16 protein-coding genes and 1 pseudogene are annotated in these 18,060 nt (G+C 67.7%); 6 read left to right on the top strand and 11 right to left on the bottom strand.

Annotated elements, in window-relative coordinates:
• Window positions 1–10: 10 nt before the first annotated feature.
• Window positions 11–931, bottom strand: a complete 921-nt coding sequence (locus AB4Z37_RS18800) for a LysR family transcriptional regulator (protein ID WP_441518262.1) — start codon at window positions 929–931, stop codon at window positions 11–13.
• Between the two features lie 145 nt (window positions 932–1,076).
• On the opposite strand from AB4Z37_RS18800, the gene AB4Z37_RS18795 reads away from it, so the two are divergent.
• On the top strand, window positions 1,077–2,231 hold the full coding sequence (locus AB4Z37_RS18795) for a DUF2855 family protein (RefSeq protein WP_441518261.1): 1,155 nt from the start codon (window positions 1,077–1,079) through the stop codon (window positions 2,229–2,231).
• A 4-nt stretch (window positions 2,232–2,235) separates the two neighbouring features.
• Here the strand turns inward: AB4Z37_RS18795 and AB4Z37_RS18790 are convergent, their stop codons facing one another.
• Genes AB4Z37_RS18790 through AB4Z37_RS18780 form a run of 3 tightly spaced genes read right to left on the bottom strand, consistent with a single transcriptional unit; the run spans window position 2,236 to window position 3,883 of the window.
• The gene (locus tag AB4Z37_RS18790) at window positions 2,236–2,703 is read right to left on the bottom strand and encodes an HPP family protein (protein WP_441518260.1); all 468 of its coding nucleotides are present in this window, start codon (window positions 2,701–2,703) and stop codon (window positions 2,236–2,238) included.
• On the bottom strand, window positions 2,700–3,269 hold the full coding sequence (locus AB4Z37_RS18785; protein ID WP_441518259.1) for a carboxymuconolactone decarboxylase family protein: 570 nt from the start codon (window positions 3,267–3,269) through the stop codon (window positions 2,700–2,702). The genes AB4Z37_RS18790 and AB4Z37_RS18785 overlap by 4 nt, the downstream gene beginning before the upstream one ends.
• Before the next feature lie 26 nt (window positions 3,270–3,295).
• Complete coding sequence (locus AB4Z37_RS18780) at window positions 3,296–3,883, bottom strand: TetR/AcrR family transcriptional regulator (RefSeq protein WP_441518258.1); 588 nt, start codon at window positions 3,881–3,883, stop codon at window positions 3,296–3,298.
• Window positions 3,884–4,176: 293 nt separating this feature from the next.
• Between AB4Z37_RS18780 and AB4Z37_RS18775 the strand changes: the two genes are divergently transcribed.
• Entirely contained in the window at window positions 4,177–4,395 is a 219-nt protein-coding gene (locus AB4Z37_RS18775) for a hypothetical protein (RefSeq protein WP_441518257.1), read from the top strand.
• 50 nt (window positions 4,396–4,445) lie between these two features.
• Here the strand turns inward: AB4Z37_RS18775 and AB4Z37_RS18770 are convergent, their stop codons facing one another.
• From AB4Z37_RS18770 to AB4Z37_RS18750, 5 genes are all read right to left on the bottom strand, one after another.
• Window positions 4,446–4,799: an antibiotic biosynthesis monooxygenase family protein gene (locus AB4Z37_RS18770; RefSeq protein WP_441518256.1), complete on the bottom strand. Its 354-nt coding sequence runs from the start codon at window positions 4,797–4,799 to the stop codon at window positions 4,446–4,448.
• Window positions 4,796–5,815 carry an alpha/beta hydrolase gene (locus tag AB4Z37_RS18765; RefSeq protein WP_441518255.1) on the bottom strand — a complete coding sequence of 340 codons (1,020 nt, stop codon included), beginning with the start codon at window positions 5,813–5,815 and terminating at the stop codon, window positions 4,796–4,798. Before AB4Z37_RS18765 ends, AB4Z37_RS18770 begins: the two co-directional genes overlap by 4 nt.
• 587 nt (window positions 5,816–6,402) lie before the next feature.
• Complete coding sequence (gene frc, locus AB4Z37_RS18760) at window positions 6,403–7,680, bottom strand: formyl-CoA transferase (RefSeq protein ID WP_441518254.1); 1,278 nt, start codon at window positions 7,678–7,680, stop codon at window positions 6,403–6,405.
• A gap of 173 nt (window positions 7,681–7,853) precedes the next feature.
• Window positions 7,854–9,596 (bottom strand): oxalyl-CoA decarboxylase, encoded by a 1,743-nt coding sequence (gene oxc / locus AB4Z37_RS18755; RefSeq protein ID WP_441518253.1) that lies wholly within the window; start codon window positions 9,594–9,596, stop codon window positions 7,854–7,856.
• 43 nt (window positions 9,597–9,639) lie between these two features.
• Window positions 9,640–10,377 carry a GntR family transcriptional regulator gene (locus AB4Z37_RS18750; RefSeq protein WP_441518252.1) on the bottom strand — a complete coding sequence of 246 codons (738 nt, stop codon included), beginning with the start codon at window positions 10,375–10,377 and terminating at the stop codon, window positions 9,640–9,642.
• Window positions 10,378–10,740: 363 nt separating this feature from the next.
• Here AB4Z37_RS18750 and AB4Z37_RS18745 point away from each other — a divergent pair, with 363 nt between their 5' ends.
• The 3 genes from AB4Z37_RS18745 to AB4Z37_RS18735 all read left to right on the top strand — a co-directional run bounded on the left by AB4Z37_RS18745 (window position 10,741) and on the right by AB4Z37_RS18735 (window position 15,366).
• On the top strand, window positions 10,741–12,903 hold the full coding sequence (locus AB4Z37_RS18745) for an acetate--CoA ligase family protein (protein WP_441518251.1): 2,163 nt from the start codon (window positions 10,741–10,743) through the stop codon (window positions 12,901–12,903).
• Window positions 12,904–13,294: 391 nt separating this feature from the next.
• The gene (locus AB4Z37_RS18740; protein ID WP_441518250.1) at window positions 13,295–14,188 is read left to right on the top strand and encodes an IclR family transcriptional regulator; all 894 of its coding nucleotides are present in this window, start codon (window positions 13,295–13,297) and stop codon (window positions 14,186–14,188) included.
• Between the two features lie 410 nt (window positions 14,189–14,598).
• Window positions 14,599–15,366: a hypothetical protein gene (locus tag AB4Z37_RS18735; RefSeq protein ID WP_441518249.1), complete on the top strand. Its 768-nt coding sequence runs from the start codon at window positions 14,599–14,601 to the stop codon at window positions 15,364–15,366.
• On the opposite strand, the gene AB4Z37_RS18730 is transcribed toward AB4Z37_RS18735, so the two are convergent.
• Entirely contained in the window at window positions 15,264–15,809 is a 546-nt protein-coding gene (locus tag AB4Z37_RS18730; protein WP_441518248.1) for a cytochrome b, read from the bottom strand. The genes AB4Z37_RS18735 and AB4Z37_RS18730 overlap by 103 nt on opposite strands.
• A gap of 262 nt (window positions 15,810–16,071) precedes the next feature.
• Here AB4Z37_RS18730 and AB4Z37_RS18725 point away from each other — a divergent pair, with 262 nt between their 5' ends.
• A complete protein-coding gene (locus tag AB4Z37_RS18725) occupies window positions 16,072–17,874 on the top strand; it encodes an adenine deaminase (RefSeq protein ID WP_441518247.1) in 1,803 nt (600 codons plus the stop codon).
• 57 nt (window positions 17,875–17,931) lie between these two features.
• On the opposite strand, the pseudogene AB4Z37_RS18720 reads toward AB4Z37_RS18725, so the two are convergent.
• Window positions 17,932–18,060 (bottom strand): annotated as a pseudogene (locus AB4Z37_RS18720) (IS481 family transposase); the annotation flags it as partial.

Raw genomic sequence — 18,060 nt, 5'->3', positions numbered from 1 at the left:
AGGTGGGCGATCAGGGGCGGGCACCGGCCGCCGCCCGGGCGGCCTCCAATACCGTCTGGCGCAGCCAGCGGTTGGCGGGATCGGCCTCGGCCTGGCCGTGCCAGTACAGGAACAGGTCGAAGCGCTGCGTCGTGAGCGGAAAGCGCAGCACCTGCAGCGGCAGTGCTTCGCCGAGGATGCGCGCCACGGGAGCCGTCAGCGTGCAGAGCAGGTCGGTGTCGGCGACCACGCGTGCCGCGGCGAAGTAGTGCTGGCAGCGCAGGCGGACATTACGCTGGTGGCCGTCGCGGGCGAGCTCGAGGTCTTCCAGCGCGAGGCCGCGGCGGCGGGCCGAGACCATGACATGGTCCTCGGTGAGGTAGCGCTTCAGCGTCAGCTGCTTGCCGATGCGCGGATGGCCGCGACGCGCGAGCACACGGAGCGGCTCGTCGGCGAGCCGCGTCCGCTGCACCGCGCGCGACAGCGGCAGCAGCACGTCGACAGCAGCATCGATGGTGCCTGCGGCAAGCTCCATCTCGAGCTCGCGCCGGCTGACCTTGACCACCGCGAGATCGATCTGCGGTGCCGCTGCGTGCAGCCGTGTGGCGAGCTCCGGCAGCAGCCAGGTTTCCAGCAGGTCGCGCATGCCGAGGGTGAAGCTGTGCCGCGCGGTCGCCGGCTGGAAGCTGCCGGCGCCGGCGAGGGTGCCGCGCAGGCCCTGGATCGCCAGCCGCACCGGGCCGATCATGCGCCGCGCTGCCGGTGTCGGCGCGAGGCTGCGGCCCTGGCGCGTGAACAGCGGATCGCCGAGCTGATCGCGCAGCCGCGCCAGGGCGTGGCTGATCGCTGGCTGGGTCAGGTTGAGCCGCCGCGCCGCGGCGGTGACGCCGCCCTCGCTGTAGATGGCGTCGAACACCAGGAACAGGTTGAGGTCGATCCGGGACAGATGCATGGAGCTGATGGCCGGCCATTCAATCAATTCATTTGAGGAATGATAGGCGTCCACCTAGGCTGGCTCAAGCTCGCCGCGTGATCCGGAGCAGTCCGGAGCAGGATGTGCGGTGGCCGAGCGCTGCGCCAGCCGAAAGAGGTCCGCCATGTCCGACGTCCGTGCACCTGTGTCCGATGCTGTCACGCGATCACCGCGCGACCACGGCTCGGCCTTCCTGGTGAAGCGCGATCACCTCGCGGACTGGTGCTGGCGCGACACCGCGCGCCCGGCCGACCTTGCGGACGGGGAGGCGGAGCTGCGGCAGCTGCGTTTCGCGCTCACCGCCAACAACATCACCTACGCCAAGTTCGGCGGTGACAGCCAGATCCGGTACTGGCGCTTCTTCCCGACGGAGGAGCCGTGGGGCCAGATCCCGGTGTGGGGCATCGGCGAGGTCGTGCGCTCGCGCCATGCGTCGCTGGTAGAGGGCGAGCGGGTGTACGGCTATTTTCCGATGGCGAGCCACCTTGTGGTGACGCCGGACCGCGTGCGCAGCGCCGGCTTTATCGACGCCCAGCCGCACCGTGCCGTGTTGCCGCAGACCTACAACGAATATGCCAGGCTCGATCACGACCGCGGCTATGATCCCGCCCGCGCCGACCAGCACCTGGTGCTGCGGCCGCTGTTCGCCCTGTCGTTCTTTCTCGCCGCGCATCTGCAGGACAGCGCCTGCTTCGGCGCGCGGCAGATCATCATCTCCAGCGCCTCGAGCAAGACGGCGATGGGGCTCGCCTTCCTGCTGGCGCAGGACAAGCCGGATGGCGTCCGCCTCGTCGGATTGACGTCGCCGGGCAATGCCGCCTTCGTCGCCCGCGCCGGCTGCTACGACGACGTCGTGACCTATGATGCCATCGCGACACTGCCTGCGGACGCGAAGGCGGTGGTCATCGATATCGCCGGCGATCAGCAGGTGCTCGCCGCCGTGCATCGCCATCTCGGCGATACGATCGCTGAGAGCATCCGCGTCGGCGCCACCCACTGGGACAGCGCGGCGGCGCAGGACGCGCTGCCGGGCCCCGCGCCGCAATGGTTCTTCACGCCCGACCACATCGTCCGTCGCCGCACCGAATGGGGCGCCGACCAGCTGCGCACGCGGCTTGCGCAGGCGTGGGGCGCATTCGTCACCGATACCGACCGCTGGCTGCGCGTCAGTCATGGCGTCGGCAAGGGCGCGATCGAGGCGGCGTATCGTCAGGTGCTGGCGGGCGGCGTGCCGCCGGAGGTGGCGCACACGCTGTCGTTCGCGGCCGCGCCGGCCTGATCGCTCAGGGCGCGGGCACCATCCGCAGCAGCGCGGCGCGCAGGGCCAGCACGACGCCGACGGCGGCGAAGGTCGCCGCCGCATAGCGCAGTGTCGCAATCCCCGGCGCGACCGCGACGATCATGATCACCGTGTGGGCGATCGCCGGCGCGTGCACCGCGCGCGCCATCAGCATGGTGACGGCAGCACTCGCCACCGCCAGCGCGATGGCAAGGCTGGCGTCGAGCGGCAACTGCGCGCCGACGCCGCCCGCGATCAGGCAGACGAGATGGGCGAGCACCACCGCGCGCGGCCGGGCGGCCGGGGCGTGAGGGGCGGCGAGCACCACCAGCGCGGCGGCCGCGACCGGGGCCGGCAGGGCCGGAAAACCGGCAAGCGCGCCGATCTGCCAGGCCCCGAGGGTCGCGAGCGCGCCTCCGGCGGCCGTGATCGCCGGCAGGGCGCGCTCCTGAAGGCGCACCGGCGTGCTCATGCGGCGGCGTCGCCGTGCGGCGCTCCCACCGGCACGCGCGGGAAATCGAGCTCCGGCCGTGCCACGTGGTTGAACAGGTTGGAGAGCTGGTTGAGCGCGACATGGGCGACCATCTCGGCGAGCGCCGCATCGCTCCAGCCGGCGGCGCGCACCGCGGCGAGGCGTTCGTCGCTGACGTCGCCGCGCTGCTCGACGACATCGCGCACGAACGCGAGCGCCGCATCGACCGCGGCATCCTCCGAGTGGGCACGGCGGGTGCGCGCCAGCTCGTCCGCCGACAGGCCGATCTTGCCGCCGCGGAAGCTGTGGGCGGAGACGCAGTATTCGCAGCCGTTGAGTTCGGCGACCAGCAGCGCGATGCGCTCACGCATCTTGGTGTCGAGCACCGCCGACGGGCCGACCAGCGCGGCGCGGAAGTCGAGATAGCCGGCGAGCGCGGCCGGGCCGTTGGCCATCGCCTTGTAGAGGTTGGGCAGGCGTCCCAACTGCTTCTGGGTCGCCGCGAGCAGCGGCTGGACGGCGCTGTCGGCGGTGGTGGCGTCGAGCATGGCGAAACGGGGGGACATGGTCAGATCCTTTCGGTGGTGAAAAGTCAGGACAGGCGGGCGGCGAGCAGTGTCGCGGCGATGCGTTGGGCGTCGCCCGCGGCGGCCGGGCTCTGTTCGCGCACGGCGGTGGCGATGGCGCCGTCGAGCAGCAGCATCAGCGCGCGCGCCAGCTCATCGCGCAGGTCCGCGCTGGCGACGCCGGCGTCGCGCAGGTAGGCCGCGATCATCGCGGTGACCGCGCGCTTGTGCTCGGCGGCGGCCTGGTGCACGGCGCTGTCGCCCTGCGCGACCTCGGCGATCGAGTTGGAGAACGCGCAGCCGCGAAACTCCGGATCCTCGAAGCGTTCGCGGATCGCGTCGAAGATCGCCAGCGGCCGCGCCTGCGGCTCGGCGGCAAGCCGCGCCACGGTGGCGGCAAGCCAGGCACGCCAGGAGGCGTCGCGCTCCCGGATGAAGGCGAGCGCGAGGTCGTCCTTGGAGGGAAAGTGCCGGTAGAACGTCGCCTTGGCGACGCCGCTCTCGGCGATCAGGCGATCGACGCCGATGCTGCGAATGCCATGGCGATAGAACAGCGCTTCCGCGGTCTCGAGGATGCGGGTGCGGGGATCAGGGGAGAGGGCTGAGGTGCTCATGATGTCGATATAGAAAGACAGGTCTGTCTCGTCAAGAGGAATGTCGACTGTGACCGGTGGTCTGCTCCGGCGGCGCGTCCGCGTTGCCTGCCATTCGATGAAAAATGATCTTCCAAACTTAATCGGAAAAACAGTCGATATATTCTCTTTGCTTCACTTTGGATGGAACGAAAACAGCATTGATGGTGCGTGTGCCTGAAAACCGCCCGGGAATGGTCGACATAGCGGGCGGTCTCCCCCACATTTGCCCGAATTGGTTTTCATGACGGTTTTGCAACACAGGGACATGCTGCATGACTGAACGCCGCTCGCGTACGCCTTCGGCACGTGGGAACTTTATGGATGAGGTTCGCGGGGCGCTCGATCAATTCGAGAAGCAGGAACGCGAGCTGCGCGACGACGACGAGCGTCGCGAGCGCGAGCAGGCGCTGACCCGCATCCTGGAAGCGTCCGAAGGCCGGCGCACGGCCGAAGGGCCCGCCGGCGCACAATCCTCCACCGAAGAGTCCTGACCGGCCCACGCGGCCGGGCTGTTCGCCCATGCGATCGCCGTGCTGCAGGGTCAGCGCGGCGGATGCGCGGCGCGGCTGTCGTCGGGCGCCTGCTCGCGGCGATCGGTGAGGCCGTAGTCGCGGATCACGCCGGCGACGCGCAGCCGATAATCGCGAAAGATGCCGCCGCGGCCCGCGGCCTGGGTGGCGCGGTGTCTCGGCTGGTTGCGCCAGGCCGCGACCGCCGCCTCGTCGCGCCACATCGACAGCGACAGCAGCTTGTCGGGATCGGTCAGGCTCTGGAAGCGTTCGACGGAGATGAAGCCGTCGATGTGCTCGAGATCGTCGCGCAGCCGCGCGGCATGCGCCATGTAATCGTCCCTGCGGCCGGCCGCCGGCCAGACTTCGAAAATCACGGCGATCATGGCTGCTCCCTTTCGCTGAGAAAGTCGCTGGTGGCGCGATAGAGGTCGTGGCGGCTCTCTTCCAGATGCATGAGATGGGTTGCCCTGGCGATCGTGATGTCGCGCTTGTCGGGCGCTGACGTCAGCGCCGCCATCAGCCATGCGGCATCGTCGCTGGTGCACAGGCTGTCCCACGCGCCGCGGATGATGGCGACCGGCGCCCGGATCTTTCCGGGATCATAGGCCAGCGAACCGCTCCACGCCCGCATGACATCGGCAAGGGGGCCGTTCGGTGTCTTGACCGACGGCGGGCTGCGCGTCCCGCTGGTCGGATCGGAGCTCAGGTAGCGTGTCGCCCAGGCGGGAAAGTCGCGCTCCAGCAGCAACGGCGGGCAGCCGGGCGGAACATCCTCGACAAATCGCGCGTGCTGCTCGGCGACGGTCAGCAGGCGCCACGCGCCGAGCTCCGGCACGCCGGCGAGTTGCCGGCGCTGGGTGATGGGGCCGAAGAACACCAGCCGGTCGACCAGCTCCGGATAGCGCGTGGCAAACAGACCGGCCGCGATGGTCCCCCACGAGTGGGCAATGATCGAGAGCCTGGCAACGCCGGTGTGAGCGAGAATGGCGCGCACCACGCGGTGGATCTGCCGTGCGGCGTCGTCGGCGGCACCGAGCGGCTCGCCCGCAGGCGGCGCCGTTCCGATCATCTCGGGATAACGCTCTGATCCGCCAAAGCCGGCGAAATCAAATGCGCATGCCAGGAAGCCGGACTGGTTCAACTGGTCGGCCCACGACCCGCCGTCGAAGGGAAACATGATCGAGCTGGCGGACGGGAACGACATGCCGTGGACATAGAGCACGGGGCGGTGCGGGTCGGTCGCCGCGCTCGCCTGCGCACGCACCAGCAGCATCGGCTCCCAGGCCGTGTCGGCGCCGGCGGGGGTGCCCGCCAGCGTCATGGTGCGCTCGATCGCGTCCGTCCTGGGCACGCCGCCGGAAAAGGAGATGTCCTCCAGGATCATCGTTGGTGTCAGCATCGCATCCTCCACATGTCGACGCGCGCTTTAGCGCGCGGCAGGAGGCCGATGCTTCGACCGATCCCGAAGGATCAGCCGCCCTTGCGTCACGGCCTGGCAACGTCGTGCCACGGCCGTCGCCGCAGCGCTCGCGTCATCGCCGGATCGTGTGCTGGCGGGGGAAGTTCGCTGAAGAAGGGGAAATGCAAGCGGCGTGCGCCAAGGAAGATGTCCCGCATGCCGTATCGTATTCGCGCCGGGAGGGGACCAAGGTGGGCCTTGCCTCACTGATGCGGCCCCGTCGGCCGCTCCCGGCGTGCGATTCGTGGATGCCGCTACGCGGACGCCCGAATGACTGCGTCCGCGATCTCTGCGCCGGTAGGACCCGGTGGCGTCATCCAGCACCTCCGACGTTCGTTGAGCGGATCGGCGCTGTGGCGACGCCGATCAATGCTCCCCTCAGGAGCGCGAGGATCAGCAAAGCACTTCTGGCGCGGGCGTCAAGAATGCAATGCTGACCCATGTTCCGCGTGATGCCGCGGTCATTGGAGCAACAACGCCGCCGGAAGAGTCCGGCGGCGTCATGCTGTTTGGCGATCGTCTGCGGCTTATTCGGCCGCGGCCTTCTGCGGCGGGTCGAGCGCGCCGGACTTGTGAGTTTCGGCGACCTGGTGATCGGAGAAGCCGAGCACCTCTTTCAGGATCTCGTCGGTGTGCTCGCCGAGCAGCGGCGAGCGCGTTACGGCCGTCGGCGAGTCCGACAGCTTGATCGGGTTGCCGACCGACAGATACTTGCCGCGCGTCGGATGCTCGACCTCGACCACGGTGCCGGTCTTGCGCAGCGACTGGTCCTCGGCGAGCTCCTTCATCGACAGGATCGGGCCGCAGGGGATGTCGTCCCTGTTGAGGATCTCCATCGCCTCGAACTTGGTCTTGGTCATCGTCCACTGCTCGATGCGGCCGAAGATCTCGTTGAGGCGCGGCAGGCGGGCCGCCGGCTTGGCATAGTCGGGATGGGTCTTCCACTCCGGCTCGCCGATGACGTCGCAGATCTTCTCCCACACCGGCGCCTGGGTGATGAAGTAGATGTAGGCGTTGGGGTCGGTCTCCCAGCCCTTGCACTTGAGGATGCGGCCGGGCTGGCCGCCACCGGAGTCGTTGCCGGCGCGCGGCACGGCCTCGCCGAACGCAACGCCTTCGCCATACTGGCTGTACTCGGTGAGCGGGCCGTGGGCGAGGCGCTGCTGGTCGCGCAGCTTGACGCGCGACAGGTTGAGCACGCCGTCCTGCATCGCCGCCGTCACCTTCTGGCCCTTGCCGGTCACCGTGCGCTGGTACAGCGCGGTGACGATGCCGAGCGCGAGATGCAATCCGGTGCCGCTGTCGCCGATCTGCGCGCCGGTGACCAGCGGCGGGCCGTCACGGAAGCCGGTGGTCGAGGCGGCGCCGCCGGTGCACTGCGCGACGTTCTCATAGACCTTGCAGTCCTCGTACGGCCCCGGGCCGAAGCCCTTGATCGAGGCGACGATCAGCTTGGGGTTGATCTGCTGGATGGTCTCCCAGGGAAAGCCCATGCGGTCGAGCACGCCGGGGCCGAAGTTCTCCACCAGCACGTCGCAGCTCTTCATCAGCGCGGTGAGAACCTCCTTGCCCTTGGGGTTCTTGGTGTCGAGCGTGATCGAGCGCTTGTTGTGGTTGAGCATGGTGAAGTACAGGCTGTCGACATTCGGCACATCGCGCAGCTGGCCGCGGGTGATGTCGCCCACGCCGGGACGCTCCACCTTGATCACGTCGGCGCCGAACCATGCCAAAAGCTGCGTGCAGGTCGGGCCCGACTGGACGTGGGTGAAATCGAGAATGCGAACGCCCTTCAGCGCCTGGGTCATGGTTGAACTACCTCCTGGATTGGCTTTGATTCTCTGAGAACGACAAGGGAGTGTTCGTCATGGCCGGGCTTGTCCCGGCCATCCACGTCTGTCTTTGCGGCAACGCTCCGAAGACGTGGGTCACCGGGACGAGCCCGGTGGTGACGCAGAAGATTTGGCTCGCGCCGTGCCTCCTACTTCTTCTTCTTGCTGAGCACGCTCTGCGGGTTGAGGTTGCCGATACGGCCGCTCTCGCTGCCGGCGGTCGGGTCGATCACCGCGTTGATCAGGGTCGGCTTGCCGGAGTCCATCGCGGCGTTGACCGCGCGCTTGAGCTCGTCGGGCGTGGTGGCATTGACGCCGATGCCGCCGAACGCCTCCATCATCTTGTCGTAGCGCGCGTCCTTGACGAACACGGTGGTGGCGACATCGGCGCCGCCGCTCGGGTTGACGTCGGTGCCGCGGTAGATGCCGTTGTTATTGAAGACGACCACGCAGACCGGCAGGTTGTAGCGGCAGATGGTCTCGACCTCCATGCCGGAGAAGCCGAACGCACTGTCGCCTTCCACGGCCAGCACCGGCTTGCCGGTCTCGATGGCGGCGGCGATGGCGAAGCCCATGCCGATGCCCATCACGCCCCAGGTGCCGACGTCGAGGCGCTTGCGCGGCTGGTACATGTCGATGACGCCGCGGGCGAGGTCGAGCGTATTGGCGCCCTCGTTGACCAGGATGGCGTCCGGCCGCTCCCTGATGATGGTGCGCAGCGCGCCGAGCGCGCCGTGATAGTCCATCGGCACCGCGTTGCTCATCAGCTTCGGCGCCATCTTGGCGATGTTGTCGTCCTTCTTGGTCTTGACCGCGCCGGTCCAGTCGGCGGGGGCCGTCGGCCAGCTGTCGCCCATGCCGGCGAGCAGCGCGGAGACGCAGGAGCCGATGTCGCCGACCAGCGGGGCCGCGATCTCGATGTTGCTGTCCATCTCCTTGGGCTCGATGTCGACCTGGATGAACTTCTGCGAGCCCGGCTTGCCCCAGCTCTTGCCCTTGCCGTGCGACAGCAGCCAGTTGAGCCGCGCGCCGATCAGCATGACGACGTCGGACTCCTTGAGCACCGTGGAGCGCGCCGCGCCGGCGCACTGCGGATGGGTGTCGGGCAGGAGGCCCTTGGCCATGCTCATCGGCAGGAAGGGAATGCCGCTCTTTTCGACGAAGGTGCGGATGGCGTCGTCGGCCTGGGCATAGGCCGCGCCCTTGCCGAGGATGATCAGCGGGCGTTTCGCCGACTTGAGCACGTCGAGCGCGCGCTTGACGGCGTCGGGGGCGGGGATCTGCGCCGGCGCGGCGTCGATCACCTTGACCAGCGACTTGGCGCCGGCGCTCGCCTCCATGGTCTGCGAGAACAGTTTGGCCGGCAGGTCGAGATAGACGCCGCCGGGGCGGCCGGACACCGCTGCGCGGATGGCGCGGGCGACGCCGATGCCGATGTCGGCGGCATGCAGCACGCGGAACGCGGCCTTGCACAGTGGTTTGGCGATCGCGAGCTGGTCCATCTCCTCATAGTCGCCCTGCTGCAGGTCGACGATCTCGCGCTCCGACGAGCCCGAGATCAGGATCATCGGGAAGCAGTTGGTGGTGGCGTTGGCGAGCGCGGTGAGGCCGTTGAGGAAGCCGGGCGCCGACACCGTCAGGCAGATGCCGGGTTTCTTGGTGAGGTAGCCGGCGATCGCCGCGGCGTTGCCGGCGTTCTGCTCGTGGCGGAACGAGATGACGCGGATGCCTGTGCCCTGCGCCATGCGGCCGAAGTCGGTGATCGGAATGCCGGGGACGCCGTAGATGGTGTCGACACCGTTGAGCTTGAGCGCGTCGATGATGAGATGAAAGCCGTCGGTCAGTTCCTGCTCGGCTGCCGGGGCCTCATCCTTGGCAACGGTGTTCAACATCACGGCGTCTCCCTGATCCCTGTACGTCTTTGTGGTTGGTGGCTTAACTGAAGATCTCGTCGCCGTGCGCTTCCACATAGGACGCAAGGCCCAAGGTGTGGTCGCGCGCCAGCTTTTCGGCGAGCTCGGTGTCGCGCTCCTCGAGCGCGGCGATGATCGCCATGTGCTCGGGCAGCGAGTTGGCGATGCGCTCCTGCCGGCCGATGGTGAGCTGGCGATGGCCGCGCACATGCAGCAGGATGTCGTTGGTCATGTCGACCAGCACCTGGGATTCACTGAGCGCAATCAGCGCCTGGTGAAACAGGATGTTGGCCCGGGAGTATTCCTCGATGTTGTCCTGCGGCAGGCGATCCCTGCCGAAGTCCTTGAAGAAGTTGCGCAGCGCCGAGATGTCCTTCTTGCGCGCGGTGGTGGTGATGAGGCGCGCCGCCATGCTCTCCAGCGCCGCCCAGGCGCGGATCATGTCGACCACTTCGGTCTTGCTCTTGCGCACCACGACGATGCCGCGGCGCGGCACCGTCTTCACGAAGCCATCCTGCTCCAGCATGGCGATGGCTTCGCGGATCGGCGTGCGGCTGACGCCGAGCCGTTCGGAGAGGGCGCGCTCGTCGAGCATCACCGGCTCCGGGGTGGCGTAGATATCCATCTTGAGAATCGCTTCCTTCAAGGCGTCGTAGGCCTTGGTCTTGAAGCTCGTCTCAGGCGCGATGCGCATGATCGGGATATCGGCGTCCACTGCCACGGTCGGCTGACCCCTGCTGCTGCTCTTCTCGTCACTCATGTGAATCATTCCCCCTGTCAGGTCTGAGGGAAGGATACCACGTCCTTGCATCTTATGTTCTTGGCATGCCAGATGCCACAATGTCAACTTGCCTCGATTGTCAGCGAAGTCAAGCCGCAATTGCTCTTGACAAAGCTTGTTCTTGGTATGCCAAATGCCAGACATAGCGGATGCCGCTGCTGCCGCGGGGATTGGCCGGCAGCGGCGCAGCGGTGTCCGTGATCGAAACCGGTTCGCCTGGGCGGTTCGCCGGCGGGACGTGCTCCCGTCCGTGCGGATGTGTCGTCGATCGCGCGGGGGAGAGGCCGTCCGCGGCTCGCGCGTCCCAGGCACCGCAAAACGGACGCCACAGGAGGACGCCACATGGCTCAGGACGCAGCGCGCAAGATCGATCACGCAGACGACGCCAAACAATCCGTTCGCAAGGTGCTGGACAGGGTGAAGGCCGATGGCCGCACCAGCCTGACCGCGCCCGAAGGCAAGCTGGTCTGCGACGCCTACGGCATTCCCGTGCCGCAGGAGGGTCTTGCCGCCTCGGCCGCCGATGCTGCGAAGATCGCCGCCGGCATGGGCTTTCCGGTGGTGATGAAGATCGTCTCCCCCGACATCCTGCACAAGACCGAGGCCGGCGGCGTCATCGTCGGCGTCAAGACCGCGGCGGATGCCGAGAAGGCCTACGACACCATCCTCGCCAATGCGAAGAACTATAAGGCCGACGCCAGGATCGAGGGCGTGCAGGTGCAGCAGATGCTGGCCGGCGGCACCGAGGTGATTGTCGGATCGATCACCGATGGCTCGTTCGGCAAGCTCGTGGCCTTCGGCCTCGGCGGCGTGCTGGTCGAGGTGCTCAAGGACGTCACCTTCCGCCTCGCGCCGGCGAGCCATGCGGACGCGCTGTCGATGCTCGACGGCATCCAGGCCCATGAGATGCTCAAGGGCGTACGCGGCGGCGATCCCGTCAACCGCGAGGCGCTCGCCGACGTCATTGTCAAGGTGTCGCAACTCGTCAGTGACTTCCAGGAGATCGTCGAGCTCGACCTCAACCCGGTGTTCGCCACCAAAAAGGACGCGATCGCCGCCGACGTGCGCATCGTCGTCGACTTCGACTACAAGCCGCGTCCGGCGCCGCGCTCCACCGAGGAGATCGTCGCGGCGATGAACCGCATCATGATGCCGAAGGCCGTGGCGGTGATCGGTGCGTCCGCCGAAGCCGGCAAGATCGGCAATTCGGTGATGAAGAACCTGATCAATGGCGGCTACAAGGGCGAGATCTATCCGATCCATCCCAAGGCCGACGAGATTCTCGGCTACAAGGCCTACAAGAGCGTCAAGGACGTGCCCGGCGTCATCGACACCGCGGTGTTCGCCATTCCCGCCAAGTTCGTCGCCGCGGCGCTGACCGAGTGCGGCGAGAAGAAGATCCCGGGCGCCGTGCTGATCCCGTCGGGCTTTGCGGAGGCCGGCGCGCCGGAGCTGCAGGCCGAGATCGTCGAGGTCGGCAAGAAGTACGACATCCGCCTGATGGGGCCGAACATCTACGGCTTCTACTACACGCCGGCCAACCTCTGCGCCACGTTCTGCACCGCCTATGACGTCAAGGGCCACGCCGCGCTGTCGTCGCAGTCCGGCGGCATCGGCATGGCGATCATCGGCTTCTCGCGCTCGGCCAAGATGGGCGTCTCGGCGATCGTCGGCCTCGGCAACAAGTCCGATATCGACGAGGACGATCTCTTGGCGTTCTTCGAGCAGGACCCCAACACCAACCTGATCGCGCAGCACTGCGAGGACCTCAAGGACGGCCGCGCCTTCGCGGAGGCCGCCAAGCGCGTCTCCAAGAAGAAGCCGGTGGTGGTGCTGAAAGCCGGCCGCACCTCTGCTGGTGCGAAGGCCGCCTCGTCGCACACCGGCGCGCTCGCCGGCAACGACAAGATCTACGAGGACGTGCTCAGGCAGTCCGGCGTCATCCGCGCCCGCTCGCTGCGCCAGCTCCTCGAGTTCGCGCGCGGCGTGCCGGTATTGCCGACGCCGAAGGGCGAGAACGTGCTGATCATCACCGGCGCCGGCGGCTCGGGCGTGCTGCTGTCCGACGCGGTGGTCGACAACGGCCTGTCGCTGATGGCGATGCCGCCGGATCTCGATGCCGCGTTCCGCAAGTTCATCCCGCCGTTCGGCGCCGCCGGCAACCCGGTGGACATCACCGGCGGCGAACCGCCGATCACTTATGTCAACACCGTCAAGCTCGGCCTGTCGGACGAGCGCATCCACGCGCTGATCCTCGGCTACTGGCACACCATCGTCACCCCGCCGATGGTGTTTGCCCGCAACATGGTCGAGGTGAAGAAGGAGATGGAGGCCAAGGGCTTCGTCAAGCCGATGGTCGCCTCGCTCGCCGGCGACGTCGAGGTCGAGGAAGCGGCGGAATATCTCTACCAGAATGGCATCCCGGCCTATGCCTACTCGACGGAACTGCCGGTCGAGGTGCTCGGCGCCAAGTACAAGTGGGCGCGCGGCGCGGGCCTGCTCTGATCGCGGCGCGGCCGCGCGTTGCGGCCGCTACCGCACTGCATCATGGATGCCGCCTCCGGATCCACATCGATCCCCGGGCGGCATCCTCCGGCTTTTTTGGAAAGTCTTCGCGAAACGGCGGCAGGTCTTGCGGTTGGACCTGGCGTAGTCTGATGCGTCGTAACCGAGGCTTCCACGCCTCATGGTGAGGAGGCGCGTTCTGCCAGGCCTCTCATCCTGAGGAACAGGCGCAGCCTGCGTCTCGAAGGATGAGGCCGAGGCCTGTGGCCTCATGGTTCGAGACGGCGCTGACGCGCCTCCTCACCATGAGGAGAGGGGACCAAGGGCCCTGCGACCGATAACAATAAAATTCAGTGCGACCTTCACATCTGGCAACGGGAGGCAGGTGGCAATGAAGAAGAATGGACCGAAAATCAGGCCAGTGGGCAGGCCGGAGCGCAAGCCGGCCGACGCCCGCGTGGCGCGCGATGTCGCGCCCGAGCCGGACGCCGAGCCGCGCGACGGCGGGGTGCAGTCGGTCGACCGTGCGCTGCTGCTGATCGAGACGCTGGCCGAGGATGATGAAGGCTACCGCCTCACCGATCTCGCAGTGCGCAGCGGGCTGTCGCCGTCCACCGTGCACCGTCTGCTGACCACGCTGGAAAAGCGCCGCTTCGTGCAGTTCGATCGCAGCGAGTCGACCTGGCATATCGGCGCCAAGTGCTTCTCCGTTGGCACCACCTTCCTGCGCCGCCGCAGCTTCGCCGCCCAGGCGCTGCCGTTTCTTCGCAAGCTGCGCGACCTCACCAAGGAAACCGCCAATCTCGCTGTCGTCGACGACGGCGCCATCGTCATCGTCAACCGTGTCGAGAGCCGCGAGATCATGCGCTCGGTGACCAAGGTCGGCGGCCGTGCGCCGATGGTCGCCTCCGGGCTCGGCAAGGCGGTGCTCTCCACCTATTCCGAGGACGACGTCCATGCGGTGATCCGCCGCCAGGGCATGCCCAAGCTCACGGCGAAATCGATCGTCCGCGCCAGCGACCTCAGCCGCATGCTGCAGACCATCCGCGAGCAGGGCTATTCCATCGACGATGAGGAAGCGGTGATCGGCCTGCGCTGCGTCTCCGCGGTGGTCTATGATGACCGCAGCGAGCCGTTCGCCGCCATCTCCGTGTCCGGCACCACCGCGCGGGTGCCGACCGAGCGGCTGCCGCTGCTCGGCAAGATCGTGCGCGACGTCGCTCAGGAGCTCAGCGCGGCGCTCGGCGGCGTCATTCCGGTGGAGCAGGGACGGTTGATCACCTGACGCGCCGTTCCGGCGGCGTCGCGAACCGGCTCCGATCCGTCCTCCAGAGGCGCGCGCAAGCGATCTGCGAAGGATGAACGGCTACGGCGGTCGCGATTGCCGTCGCCTGGATGAGCGCAGGGACATCCGGGTCTCGCTCGGCGCGCCTCGTGATGTCGCCGCGCCGTACCCAACGTCTGCGAAATCCGCTACGTTTCGACGCGTGGTCGTCGTCGGGCGGCTGTTGCCGCCCGGGCGGTCCGAAGGCCTTTCATCCGTTTGTCGTCTTCATCTGTTGCTGTCGTTTCTGTTTCGATCTCAAGCCGATTGCCTGAATTCCGGGCGCCGTGTTGATCCGGCGCCGCCTGTCCTGATCCCGACGCAAGCGCGGCATCGCGCGGCCGCGCGCCGCCGAACGCGAGGAGAAGACCATGGCCCCCAGCCGCATCATGTTCATCCGTCATGGCGAGAAGCCGGAGAAGGGCGGCGATGCCGTCGGCGTCACCGCGAAAGGCAGGGAAGACAAGGACAGCCTGATCGTGCGCGGCTGGGAGCGCGCCGGAGCGCTGGCGCGGTTCTTCTGTCCGCGCCCCGGCGGTCCGGCGCCGGTGCCGCCCTACACGCTGATCTCGCAGCCGACCACGGTGTTCGCCTGCAAGGCCAAGGACAAGGATAAGGATAAGGACGACAACAAGGACGACACGGCGGCCGGCGACGACAAGGTCAAGGCCGGCAGCCGGCGGCCGGAAGAGACTGTCAAGCCGCTGGTCAAGCTGCTGGAAGCCAGCGGCAAGGTGACCTTCGACACCGACTGGACCTTCGACCAGACGCAGCAGGCGGTGGCGGCGATCCTGAAGACGACCGGCGTCGTGCTGGTGTCATGGGAGCACCATGCCATTCCGGTGATGGTCAAGCTGATCGACGCGGCGCTGAAGGTGCCGGACTGGCCGGACCGTTTCGACATGGTGTGGGTGCTCGATCCCACGCCGACCGGCGCCGCCTGGACATTGACCCAGGTGCCGCACTGCTGCTCGCCGGCGACAGCGCCGAGCCGTTTCCGTTCAAGCACTGACGCGCTGCAGCGGCGGTCCGGCGTCTATGCGTCCGGCTGCGTCGGCCACATCCGCGCCAGCGTCTCGTCGCGCTTGACCAGCGCGTGCCACAGCGTCGCGGCGATATGCACCGCGACCACGGCATAGACGATGTAGGCGAGCAGGCCATGGGCGATCTCGCCGGCCTCGGCGATCGCCTTGTTGCCGGCGAACAGGCGCGGCCAGCTGAACGTCCAGAAGTATTTCAGCGAGTAGCCGCCGGCGGAGGAGAACATGTAGCCGGTGACGGGCATGGCGAACAGGATGACATAGAGCGCGGCATGGTTGAGCCGGGCGGCGAGGCGCACCAGCGGGCCGAACGATGCCGGCTCCGCCGGCGCCGGGGTCGACAGCCGCACGATGACGCGCAGGATGGCGAGCGCGAACAGCGTGACGCCCAGCGACTTGTGCAGCTCCAGCAACTCGCGGCGCGGCGATGTGCCCGCCTCCTGCAGCCCGCAATACAGCCCGATCAGCATCGCGGCGATGAACAGGACGGCGGTGGCCCAGTGGATCTTGCGCAGCAGCGGCGCGTAGGTGGCAGGTGTCATGTCGGCGGTGGGAACTGCGGAGGCGGGTGGCGCGAGCGGTCTCTGTAGGTGATGGGGCGGGCCATGTCATGGTCCATGTCATGATGATGGCGGTCACGAATGCGCGAGGCGGCGTGATGTCGCCGGCGCGTCCGGGCGCGGGCGGCCGCCGCCGATCGGGGCACATCGGCGCCAAATTTTGTGCTTGTTCCGCCCGTGCGATGATTGAATGCTGTCGCCGGAGTTCCGATCCCCGAAGCGTTCCGACGAGCGAGGTGTCTCCATGACCAGGCTGACCCGTTTCTCCGTCCAGCCGCTGCACACCATGACCCGACGCCTTGCCGACGTGGCGTCCGGGCGGGCGGTTCCCGACCTTGTCATCACCGGCGCGCGGGTGCTGTCGACCTATTCGGAGCGCATCTTCGAGGGCCGCGAGGTCTGGATCAGCGGCGGGCGCATCGCCGCGGTCAAGCCGGCCGGCGCGCACAAGGCGAATGGCGGCGGCGCGACGGTCCGCGATGTCGCTGGCGGCATCATCGCGCCGGGCCTCGTCGACCCGCATCTCCACATCGAATCATCCATGGTCACGGCCTGCGCCTATGCCGAGGCGGCGCTGCTCAACGGCACCACCACGATCTTCTGTGACAGCCATGAGATCGGCAATGTCATGGATGTCGCCGGTGTCGAAGCCATGCTCGAAGATGCAAGGCAGGCGCCGCTGTCGATCTTCCTGACGGTGCCGAGCACCGTGCCGGCGACCTCGGCGGCGCTGGAGACCGCGGGCGGCGACCTCACTGCCGACAAGATCGCCGGCCTGTTCGACCGCTGGCCCGAGGCGGTGGCGCTCGGCGAGAAGATGGATTTCGTGCCGGTCGCCATGGGGGATGAGCGCAGCCATGCCATCCTTGCCGCGGCGCTGTCGCGGGGGCGGCCGGTGTCGGGCCATGTCTACGGCCGCGAGTTCGTCGCGGCCTACGCCGCGAGCGGCGTCACCGACACCCATGAAGCGATCGACCGCGACATCGCCGACGATTTGCTGGAAGCCGGCGTCTGGCTGTTCCTGCGCGGCGGGCCGCCGACCACGCCATGGCACAGCCTGCCGCAGGCGATCCGCACCATCACCGAGCTCGGCGCCTCCCACAAGCGCGTCGCCGTGTGCACCGACGATCGCGACGCCGACGACCTCCTGCAGTTCGGCCTCGACTGGGTGGTGCGCGAGGCGGTGAAGGCGGGGATGTCGCCGGAGCAGGCGTGGGCGATGGGCTCGCTGCATGGCGCGACGCGCTTCAATGCCGAGAACGAGGTCGGCGGTCTCGGTGGCGGCCGCCGCGCCGACCTCGTGCTGATGGGCGACGACCTCAAGCCGCGCTCGACCTGGTATGGCGGCGAACTCGTGGTCGACGACGGCAAAATCACGCCGCTGCTCGATGCCGCGCTGTCGCAGCGCTACCAGTACCCCAGGGCGGCCTACGCCACGGTGAAGCTGCCGCAACATGTGCGCCTGACGCCGGAGCTGCCGGCGGGCGCGTGCACCGTCAACGCCATCCGCACCGCGCTGCCCGGCATCACGCTGGTGCACGACAAGGTCGCGATCACGCCGGCACGCGACTGGCAGGAGCTGTTCGATCGCCATGGCCTGTGCTTCGTCACGGTGGTGGAGCGGCACGGCAAGTCCGCGGGTAACGTCGCCCATGGCCTGCTCAAGGATTTCGGCCTGACGCGCGGCGCGGTCGCCTCCAGCGTCGGCCACGACAGCCACAACATCATCATCGCCGGCACCAACGAGGCCGACATGCAGGTGGCGCTGGCTGCGATCAAGGAGCGTCAAGGCGGCGTCTGTGTCGTCGCCGACGGCGCGGTGAAAGCGCTGGTGCCGCTGCCGATCGCCGGCCTTCTCTCGGACAAGCGCATCACGGAGGTTGCGGAGGAAGTGAAGCAGCTCAAGGTCGAATGGCGCGCGGCTGGCTGCACCATTCCCTACATGGGCTTCAACCTCATCCCGCTGTCGGTGATCCCCGAAATCCGCATCACCGACAGGGGCCTCGTGCTGGTGCCGCAGATGACCCAGGTGCCGTTGTTCGAGTGAGGGCAATAGTATTGTCGGGGCGCTTCATCCCCACGGTGTCATTGCCGGACTTGATGTTCAGTCCGGGGACATGGCCGACACCCGTTCGGAGACATCACCGACACTTTTTGAGCCCGTCAAGTCGATGGTGGCGACCTGATGGGCAGCGAAGAACACGCCGTATTGCCCGTCAGCCGCGATCGGCCT

The sequence above is a fragment of the Bradyrhizobium sp. 2TAF24 genome, assembly GCF_052115025.1.
In the GTDB taxonomy this organism is placed as follows: Bacteria; Pseudomonadota; Alphaproteobacteria; order Rhizobiales; family Xanthobacteraceae; genus Bradyrhizobium_A.
Note: the sequence above shows the minus strand (reverse complement) of the source record. Positions and strands in the feature narration are given on the sequence as shown.

What these genes read in the sequence shown, in the direction of transcription:
- AB4Z37_RS18800 (WP_441518262.1), bottom strand. Translation starts at nt 931, where the DNA reads ATGCATCTGTCCCGGATCGACCTCAACCTGTTCCTGGTGTTCGACGCC.
- AB4Z37_RS18795 (WP_441518261.1), top strand. Translation starts at nt 1,077, where the DNA reads ATGTCCGACGTCCGTGCACCTGTGTCCGATGCTGTCACGCGATCACCG.
- AB4Z37_RS18790 (WP_441518260.1), bottom strand. Translation starts at nt 2,703, where the DNA reads ATGAGCACGCCGGTGCGCCTTCAGGAGCGCGCCCTGCCGGCGATCACG.
- AB4Z37_RS18785 (WP_441518259.1), bottom strand. Translation starts at nt 3,269, where the DNA reads ATGTCCCCCCGTTTCGCCATGCTCGACGCCACCACCGCCGACAGCGCC.
- AB4Z37_RS18780 (WP_441518258.1), bottom strand. Translation starts at nt 3,883, where the DNA reads ATGAGCACCTCAGCCCTCTCCCCTGATCCCCGCACCCGCATCCTCGAG.
- AB4Z37_RS18775 (WP_441518257.1), top strand. Translation starts at nt 4,177, where the DNA reads ATGACTGAACGCCGCTCGCGTACGCCTTCGGCACGTGGGAACTTTATG.
- AB4Z37_RS18770 (WP_441518256.1), bottom strand. Translation starts at nt 4,799, where the DNA reads ATGATCGCCGTGATTTTCGAAGTCTGGCCGGCGGCCGGCCGCAGGGAC.
- AB4Z37_RS18765 (WP_441518255.1), bottom strand. Translation starts at nt 5,815, where the DNA reads ATGCTGACACCAACGATGATCCTGGAGGACATCTCCTTTTCCGGCGGC.
- frc (WP_441518254.1), bottom strand. Translation starts at nt 7,680, where the DNA reads ATGACCCAGGCGCTGAAGGGCGTTCGCATTCTCGATTTCACCCACGTC.
- oxc (WP_441518253.1), bottom strand. Translation starts at nt 9,596, where the DNA reads ATGTTGAACACCGTTGCCAAGGATGAGGCCCCGGCAGCCGAGCAGGAA.
- AB4Z37_RS18750 (WP_441518252.1), bottom strand. Translation starts at nt 10,377, where the DNA reads ATGAGTGACGAGAAGAGCAGCAGCAGGGGTCAGCCGACCGTGGCAGTG.
- AB4Z37_RS18745 (WP_441518251.1), top strand. Translation starts at nt 10,741, where the DNA reads ATGGCTCAGGACGCAGCGCGCAAGATCGATCACGCAGACGACGCCAAA.
- AB4Z37_RS18740 (WP_441518250.1), top strand. Translation starts at nt 13,295, where the DNA reads ATGAAGAAGAATGGACCGAAAATCAGGCCAGTGGGCAGGCCGGAGCGC.
- AB4Z37_RS18735 (WP_441518249.1), top strand. Translation starts at nt 14,599, where the DNA reads ATGGCCCCCAGCCGCATCATGTTCATCCGTCATGGCGAGAAGCCGGAG.
- AB4Z37_RS18730 (WP_441518248.1), bottom strand. Translation starts at nt 15,809, where the DNA reads ATGACACCTGCCACCTACGCGCCGCTGCTGCGCAAGATCCACTGGGCC.
- AB4Z37_RS18725 (WP_441518247.1), top strand. Translation starts at nt 16,072, where the DNA reads ATGACCAGGCTGACCCGTTTCTCCGTCCAGCCGCTGCACACCATGACC.